This is a genomic window from Reyranella sp. (assembly GCF_050185545.1).
Taxonomy (GTDB): Bacteria; Pseudomonadota; Alphaproteobacteria; order Reyranellales; family Reyranellaceae; genus Reyranella.
Genome location: NZ_JBFWZI010000262.1, coordinates 1 through 8,287 on the forward strand (window position 1 = coordinate 1; position 8,287 = coordinate 8,287).

An 8,287-nucleotide genomic window follows, 5' to 3' on the forward strand; every position below is an offset into this window, starting at 1 on the left:
TCGGCCGTGGCCGGCGCCTATGTCGGCCGCCTGATCCGCGATCCACGCGCCTGGGGCTTCGACTTCGCCTTCATCGCCATCTTCATCGGCCTGATCGTCGGCTTTCGCACCCGCCCCGGCTTCGTCGTCACCGTGATGGCAAGCGCGGGGGCGGCGACCCTGGTGCATCTGATCCAGCCGGGGCCGTTGTCGATCGCCGTCGGCGCAGCGGCGGGAATCCTTGCCGCGGCAATCGCGGTCGAGCCTGCCGGAGCGCGCCGATGAGCCCGGAGACTTTGGCCGCGATCGCCGCGATGTCGCTCGCGACCATCGCCACCCGGTTCGCCGGCCTGATCGTGCCGGCGGGGTTCGCGCGGCGCGGTCGGCTCAAGGCCGCGTTCGAGGCGATGCCGGTGGCCGTCCTGGCCGCCATCATCGCACCGACCGTGCTGGCGACGGGCTGGCCCGAAACCGTGGCGGCATCGATCACGCTAGTTGTCGCCTGGCGGTCGCCCCTGATCGCCGTCGTCATCACGGGAGTCGTCGCGGCGGCAGGATTGCGCGCGCTCGCGCAATACCCGATTTGAGAGAATGGCGTCATGCGCTCGCACAGGCAGGTCCAATGGCGCTCTTCTTTGGACCGCGGGCGTCCCGCCCGCTCATGATTCATGATTCATGCGCGGGCGAGACGCCCGCGGTCCAAGAAGGCCATGAGCGCTACTGGACCTGCCTGCGCGAAGCCGAAGCGGCTTCGCTTCGGCGAAGGCGGGGTGGCGCGCTCCCGGCGGACGAGGTGGGGCGACCCGGTTGACGGGGGCAGTCACGCCTTTAACGTGCGTGCGCGCCGTTTCGCGGCGTGCCGCCACCAGGAGGACGTCCCATGGCGAAACGAGCCGACACGGCGAGCAGGCGCGCCCGCGCCTGCCAGGCGCTGATGGACAAGGTGCATGCGATCACCGCGACCGAGGGCATCAACCCGTCGACCCTGCACGCGATCAAGCTCAGGCTGATGGCTCTGGCCAATCGCGCCGAGCTGTTTCCGCTCGACGATTTCGCCATGCCGATCGCGGAAAGTCGCACGCATCCTCTGCTGGTCGAGGACAATGACGGGCACGGCCTCTATCTCACCATCAGCCTGCCGGACAAGGAAGCGGCGCCGCATGACCACGGGATCTGGTGCGCCAACGCCGCCATCTCGGGCCGCGAACGGCATGATTTCTACCGCCGCATCGATGACGGCAGGCAGGCCGGGCGCGCCGAAATCGTCAAGGTTGGCGAGGTGATGGTCGCGCCGGGCAGCGGCATGGTGATGGCGGATCATGACATCCATGCCACCGAAGTGGTGAGCGACCATCCGGCTGTAGGTCTCGCGCTCTACGGCTATGCCCTGGCGCGCTTTCCCTCGGTTGCCTGGTTCCATCCCGAGCTCATGTCGGTGCGCACGACGCCCTCGCGCCGCCATGCCGGTGTCGCACCATGACCGATACTCGCGGCGTGTTTCGCGTCACCGTGCGCAACAGCGGGCGGACGATCGATTGCCCGTCCGATCGCACCATCCTGCAGGCCGCGATCGCTGCCGGCATCGATTATCCCTACGCCTGCGCCACCGGCAACTGCGCGACCTGCATCTCGAAGCTGGAGGCGGGCGAGGTCGCGTTGCTGCCGCGCGCCGACGCGGCCCTGGGCGAGGCGCAGCGCCAGGCCGGATTGACGCTCGCCTGCCGCGCCCGGCCGCTCAGCGACGTGACGATCAGCTGGGTGGCGCGGAGCGGCGGCTGAATCCGGCACACCATTCGAGGAGCACCATGCAGATCGGCTTCAACCTGCCCAACTCGGGGCCTCTCTCGCCCGTCGACACCATGACGGAGATCGCCACGGCCGGCGAGGCGATGGGCTTCGACTACCTGACCCTGACCGATCACGTGGTGCTGCCGAACCTCAAGGTCCCCGGCTATCCCTATTCGGAGAGCGGCGAGTTCTACGAGGCCGATCCGATCGAGCGGCACGAGCAACTGATCGCCATGGCCTATATCGCCGCCAGGACCAGCCGCATCCGGCTGGTCGCCGCGGTCATGGTGGTGCCGCATCGGCCGGCCGTGCTCGCTGCCAAGATGCTGGCCACCCTCGACGTGCTGTCGGGCGGGCGGCTGGTCGTCGGCATCGGCGCCGGCTGGCTGAAGACCGAGTTCGATGCCGTGGTCCACACGCCGTTCGCCGAGCGCGGCGCGGTGACCGACGAGTACATCGATGCCTTCCGCGTGCTGTGGACGCAAGACCGGCCGAGCTTCGCCGGTAAGTACGCGAGCTTCTCCGGCATCGTGCTCGAGCCCAAGCCGGTGCAGCGTCCCTATCCGCCGATCTGGGTGGGCGGCGAGAGCGGTCCCTCGGTCCGGCGGGCCGCCCGCATCGGGGATCTCTGGTACCCGATCGGCAGCAACAACCAGCACCTGCTGGATACGCTGCCGCGCCTCGACGCGGGCATCGCCCGGCTGCGCAAGGCCACGGCCGCCGCCGGGCGCGATCCCGCCGCGGTGCAGGTCGGCTATCGCGTCAAGCGCTACGGCAGCGCGGTGCCGCCGCTGGCGTCGGACGGCGGCCGGCGGCTGTTCTCCGGCAGCGAAGCCGACATCCTGGCCGACCTGCGCGCCCTGCAGGGTCTCGGCGTCAGCGCCATCGACATCGATTTCGGCCGCCCGAGCGCCGCCGAGATGATCGCCGAGATGCGCCGCTTCAAGGCCGCCGTCATCGACCGGATTTGAGCGGCGGCATGCCTCCCCAACTCGGCTGGGGAGGTGCCCCGTCATACGGGGCAGAGGGGTCGTGAGTCTTGCGGACCGCGGGCGTCTCGCCCGCTCATGATTATGAATCATGAGCGGGCGAGACGCCCGCGGTCCGCATGAACCTCCGTTGCCAGGGCCGCGCCGCGCTCCTAGAGTCGGGGTCGGCTCGCGGAGCAGAACCGATGGAACACAGGCTGGCGGCGGTTCTTGCGGCAGACATGGTCGGCTACAGCCGGCTCATGGAGGTCGACGAGCGGGGCACGCTGGCGCGCCTGCGGACCCATCGCATCGAGCTGATCGATCCGGCGATCGCCAAGAACCAGGGGCGCATCATCAAGACCACCGGCGACGGCATGCTGGTCGAGTTCCAGAGCGTGACCGACGCGGTCAGGTGCGCCGTCGAGGTCCAGGAACGCATGCGCCGGCGCAATGCCGACGTGTCCGACGGGCGGCGCATCGAGTTTCGCATCGGCATCAACCTCGGCGACATCATGTTCGACGACGGCGACATCTACGGCGACGGCGTCAACATCGCCGCCCGGGTCGAGCAGCTCGCCGATGTCGGCGGCATCTGCGTCACCGCGGCAGTCCACGGCCAGGTGGACGGTCGTCTCGATGTCGTCTTCGAGGATCTCGGCGAGAAGCATCTGAAGAACATAAGCCGGCCGGTGCGGCTCTACCGCATCGTCGGCGACGCCGCCGACGCGGAGCGCGCCGCTGGCAAGACGCAGGGTGCGCACAAGGCCGCGGTGGCCAAGCCCACGATCGCGGTGCTGCCGTTCGCCAACATGAGCGGCGATCCCGAGCAGGAGTTCTTCGCCGACGGGCTCACCGAGGACATCCTCACCGAGCTCAGCAGGCGTCGCGAGCTGTTCGTGATCTCGCGCACCTCGACCTTCGTCTACAAAGGCCAGGCGGCCAACCTGCGCGAGGTCGCCCAGAAGCTGGGCGCGCGCTATCTCGTCGAGGGCAGCGTGCGCCGCGCGGGCGATCGCCTGCGCGTCACCGTTCAGCTGATCGACACGGCGAGCGACGCCCACATCTGGGCAGAGCGCTACGACCGCAAGCTCGACGACGTGTTCGCCATCCAGGACGAGATCACCTCGTCGATCGTCGCCACCCTGCCCGGCCGCCTCGAGGCTGCGCAGCAGGACCAGGTCGCCCGCATGAAGCCCGCCAGCATGGCGGCGTACGAATGCGTGCTGGCGGCCAAGGTCCTGCATCATCGCAGCACGCGGGAGGACAACGCCGAGGCCCAGAAGCTGATCGCCCGCGCGCTGGCGCTCGATCCCGACTACGCGCACGCCCGCGCCTGGCGCGGCTGCATCCTCGGCCAGGCCTGGGGCTATGGCTGGTGCGAGGACAGAGAGGCGACCTTCGACGAGGTGGTGTTCGAGCTCGACAGGGCAATCGCGCTCGACGACAACGACGCCGACGTCCATCGCATCCTGGCGGCCGTCGCCATCACCCGCAGCGACATGACGCGCGCCCGCTTTCACCAGGATCGCGCCCTGGCCTTGAATCCCAACTACGACCTGGTCGTCGTCCAGATGGGCGAGCTGTTCACCTGGCTCGGCCGGTCCGAGGAGGGGGTCGAGTGGATCCGCAAGGCGATGAAGCTCAATCCGCACCATCCGGCGCGCTTCTGGAGCCATCTCGGCAAGGCCCACTTCGTCGGCCGCCAGTATGCCCAGGCGATCGAGGCCTTCATGCATCTGCCGGCGATGGACGCCCAGCAGCACGCCTTCGTCGCGGCCTGCTACGGCCGGCTGGGCGACCGCACCGCGGCCTCCGCGCACGTCGCCCGGTTGCGCGAGCTCGATCCCGCATTGGATCCGCCGACGCTGCTGGCGACGATGCACTACGCCAACGACGCCGACCTGCAGCATCTGCGCGAAGGATTGGCGAAGGCGGGGTTCTAGCAAGGCCCTGCCTCGGAGAAGGGCCGAGTACCTCGACGAGGCCGATGGCGCGGCGCAGGCGAGCGCAGGGCAGGGCGATGATCCTGATCATCGTCGCCCGACCCACCTTGATGAAGGTCAGGAACTCGGCGCGACCGAGATGAAGCAGCACCGATGCTTCCTGGGCGACCGCCGTCGCGCTCCGTCCGGTGCCGTCGCGCGCCGACCGGCGCCGTCGAGCAGGGCGATCCTGCCGAAGTATTCGCCTGCATCGTGCATGTCGCTGGAACGGGTGGGAAAAGGCGCGAACCTATCACTGCAGGTTGCAAGGCTTGTGTGATGCGGTTCACAATGGCGCGAAAAAGGGGGCGATCGGTCGGCGATGGCGCGATGGTCATGAAGGGTCCGGTGCGGCGACCATCTGCACGTGGCGCGACGACGACCGGCGAGGGAACCCGGTTGACGGCACAGGAGCTGGTCCGCCGACATCCTTTCTTCCCATCCTTGGCGCCGGCGGAAAGCGAGCTGCTCCTGCGCCACATGGTCGTGAAGCGCGCCGCAGCCGGCCAGATCCTGTTTCATCGAGAGCAGCCCGGCGACGGGCTCTACGCGATCCTGTCGGGACGCATTGCCTTCACGGTCGGATCGCCGGAGGGCAAGGAGCTCATCCTGAACGTGCTCGGTCCCGGCGAGTTCTTCGGCGAGATTGCCCTGCTCGACGGCAAGGGCCGTTCGGCGTCGGCCGTGGCGCGCGATCCCTCCGAGCTGGCCTTCATCGGCCGGGTGGAGTTTCTCGATTTCCTCGGTCGTCGGCCGGAGACGATGCTACGCATCATCGAGCTGCTCTGCGCCCGTCTGCGGCGCGCCACCGACTACATCGAGGACTCGACGTTCCTCGATCTGCCGGCGCGATTGTCGAAAAGCCTGCTGAGCCTGGTCGACGGCCGGGATCGCGCCGCCGGGGCGATCATTCGCATTTCCCAGGAGGAGCTCGCGGCCATGCTGGGCGTGTCGCGCGAGCGGGTGAACCGGCAACTGGCGGTGTGGTGCGATCTCGGTATCCTCGAGCAGAGGCGTGGGCGGGTCGTGGTGCGCGACGAGAGCGCGCTCGCCCGGATGGCCAATGGCATGTCGTGAACGGCGGGGCGACGCCGGCGACAGCCATGGTCCGCATCGAGGCAGCCGGCAGGGAAGATAGTTCGGCGTTGAGTGGCGTAGATCACAGTACGGGGAAGGGCTAACCGCTATCCTGAGCGCAAGGCGCACAGGCCGGGGAGATCAGGGGTTGTCCTTTCGCGGAGAGTAGCAGCGGTATCGGTCGGCTTCGCGCGGCCAGGGAGCGGCGCGGTACCGCATTTGGGTTCAATCCGAGCCGGATGCTGCATCGCCATGGCAAATCGACCTCGTCGACTCTCCGTCATCCTTCATGCCGATCTCGCCGGCTATGTGCGCCTGATGGAAGGCGGCGAGGACCGAACGGTCGACCGTCTCAAGACTGTTCGGGCGGAGGTCTGGCGGCCGGCGTGCGAGACGGGCGGAGGATCTGTCGTGAACATCGAGGGCGATTCCGTCCTGGCCGAGTTCGGATCGGCGCTCGCGGCCGTCGCGACGGCGATCGACATCCAGGAGCGCATGGCGTCGTTCAACGGCATGCTCGAGCCGGACGAGCGCCTGATGTTCCGCATCGGCCTGCATCTGGGCGAGGTCATCGTCGACGAGGAGACAAACGGCATCTTCGGCGACGGCGTCAATCTCGCGGCGCGCATCCAGGCCATGGCCGAGCCGGGCGGCATCGCGGTGTCGCGGGCGCTGCGCGACATCGCGGAAGTGCGCACCGAGTACGACTTCGTCGACGGCGGCGAGCATTGGGCGAAGAACGTCAGCCGTCCGCTGCAGATCTACCATGTCCGCGCCCGCGCGGGATCGATGCGCACCACCACCACCATCGTGCCGCAGACGATCCTGCGCTTCCACGGCACCGACCATGCCGGCAAGAGGTATGCGTTCGATGTCGACCTCGACAGGCTGATGACCCGGCGCGCCGGCCTGGTGATCGGCCGGGACGTCGAGCAGTGCGACATCGTCGTCGCCCATTCGACGGTGTCGCGACGCCATGCGCGTCTGCTCTTTGCCTCGGGGGCGCTGCAGATCGAGGACCTCGGTTCGATGAACGGCACCGCGGTGGATGGTGCGCCGGCCCGCCGCGGAGTGCCGCGCTCCATCCAGACCGGTGCGCGGCTCACCCTTGGCGAGGTCGATCTGTCGATCGGCGGAGAGTGAGTTGAGACGAGTGACGCCGAGGAATCGACGCCCGTCGAGGCACCGGTGCGGAACCGTGCGGGCCTGAATGTCGGGCGCCTCCGAAAGGCCCGGCATGGCGCAGGGCGAGCTGCGCGGCGTGCTGCCGGCTGGCACGGAGCTGCGTGGCTACGAGATGATGGCCATCCTCGGCCAGGGCGCGTTCGGCATCACCTATCGGGCGCGCGACCTCACGCTGCACCGCGATGTGGCCATCAAGGAGTACCTGCCGACGACGCTTGCCCTGCGCGAAGGGCATACGACCGTGGTGCCGCGTTCGCCCGAGCATGCCGAGCAGTTCGCCTGGGGTCGCGAGCGCTTCCTCGAGGAGGCGCGCACCCTGGCGCGGCTCGATCGCTCGACGGCGATCGTGCGGGTCTACGATTTCCTCGAGGCCAACGGCACCGCCTACATGATCATGGCGCTGGTCGAGGGCGAGTCGCTGAGCAAACGCCTGCAGCGCGATCAGAGCCTGGGGCCGGAGGCGATCGAGCAGCTGTTGTTCCCGCTGCTCGACGGGCTCGAGGAGGTCCACGCGGCGGGCTTCCTGCACCGCGACATCAAGCCGGCCAATATCATGGTCGACGCGAAAGGTGACCCGACCCTGATCGATTTCGGCGCCTCGCGCGCGGCGATGGCGCAACGCACCACGACCATGACGGCGATCTTCACGCCGGGCTACGCCGCGGCGGAGCAGTTCACCTCGGTCCGGCTCGGGCCGTGGAGCGACATCCATGGCCTCGCCGCCACGCTGTATCACGCCATCACCGGCCACGCGCCGCCGAGCGCCATCGATCGCATCATGAAGGACACCTGTGTGCCGCTCGCCCAGCTGCAGCCGGCGGGGTTCGCGCCGGCCCTGCTGGCCGGCATCGATGCCGGGCTGGCGGTGCGGGCCGAGGATCGGCCGCAGAGCATCGCCGACTGGCGTTCCCTGTTGCGTGGCGAAGATCCGGGAGCATCGAGCGGCGAGGCGACCCGCGTCGTACGCCGGCGCCGGCGGCTGGCGCACGCGGCCAGGCGTGCCCTGGGCGGTCGCATCGGCCGTCGATCCTGGGCGACCATCGCCGCGGCAACGCTGCTGCTGGTCGCCGGGGGAGGATACTTGGCGTTCCAGAGCGATGCGCCGACGATGGCCGTCGCGACGGCGCCCGGCCTGACGGCGAAGCAGCTCGAGGAGGCGCTGGTGGAGCGGCGCCGGGCGGACGCCCTGCTGGCGGAGATCCGGGAGCTCGAACAGGAGGCGCGGCAGAAGGTCGAAGCCGAGGCCGAAGCGAATCGACGGGCGGACGCCGAGCTCGAGCGGGCGCGCACGGCGCGACAGAAGGC

The 8,287-nt window shown here is 69.0% G+C and carries 8 protein-coding genes and 1 pseudogene; all 9 read left to right on the top strand.

Going from position 1 to position 8,287, the window contains the following annotated elements:
• Positions 1-264, top strand: a pseudogene (locus tag AB7O82_RS35325) (AzlC family ABC transporter permease); the annotation flags it as partial.
• Entirely contained in the window at positions 261-566 is a 306-nt protein-coding gene (locus AB7O82_RS35330; RefSeq protein WP_428621582.1) for an AzlD family protein, read from the top strand. The pseudogene AB7O82_RS35325 and the gene AB7O82_RS35330, both read left to right, overlap by 4 nt.
• Before the next feature lie 293 nt (positions 567-859).
• A complete protein-coding gene (locus AB7O82_RS35335) occupies positions 860-1,459 on the top strand; it encodes a hypothetical protein (protein WP_428556375.1) in 600 nt (199 codons plus the stop codon).
• Positions 1,456-1,758 (top strand): 2Fe-2S iron-sulfur cluster-binding protein, encoded by a 303-nt coding sequence (locus tag AB7O82_RS35340; RefSeq protein ID WP_428556373.1) that lies wholly within the window; start codon positions 1,456-1,458, stop codon positions 1,756-1,758. Before AB7O82_RS35335 ends, AB7O82_RS35340 begins: the two co-directional genes overlap by 4 nt.
• Positions 1,759-1,784: 26 nt before the next feature.
• Positions 1,785-2,738 carry an LLM class F420-dependent oxidoreductase gene (locus AB7O82_RS35345; protein WP_428556371.1) on the top strand — a complete coding sequence of 318 codons (954 nt, stop codon included), beginning with the start codon at positions 1,785-1,787 and terminating at the stop codon, positions 2,736-2,738.
• 203 nt (positions 2,739-2,941) lie between these two features.
• On the top strand, positions 2,942-4,681 hold the full coding sequence (locus AB7O82_RS35350) for an adenylate/guanylate cyclase domain-containing protein (RefSeq protein ID WP_428621583.1): 1,740 nt from the start codon (positions 2,942-2,944) through the stop codon (positions 4,679-4,681).
• A 387-nt stretch (positions 4,682-5,068) separates the two neighbouring features.
• Entirely contained in the window at positions 5,069-5,797 is a 729-nt protein-coding gene (locus tag AB7O82_RS35355) for a Crp/Fnr family transcriptional regulator (RefSeq protein ID WP_428621584.1), read from the top strand.
• Positions 5,798-6,049: 252 nt separating this feature from the next.
• Positions 6,050-6,940, top strand: coding sequence for an FHA domain-containing protein (locus AB7O82_RS35360; RefSeq protein ID WP_428621585.1), 891 nt, complete (start codon positions 6,050-6,052; stop codon positions 6,938-6,940).
• Positions 6,941-7,007: 67 nt separating this feature from the next.
• The coding region (locus AB7O82_RS35365) for a serine/threonine-protein kinase (protein WP_428621586.1) at positions 7,008-8,287 on the top strand (1,280 nt) is incomplete at its 3' end.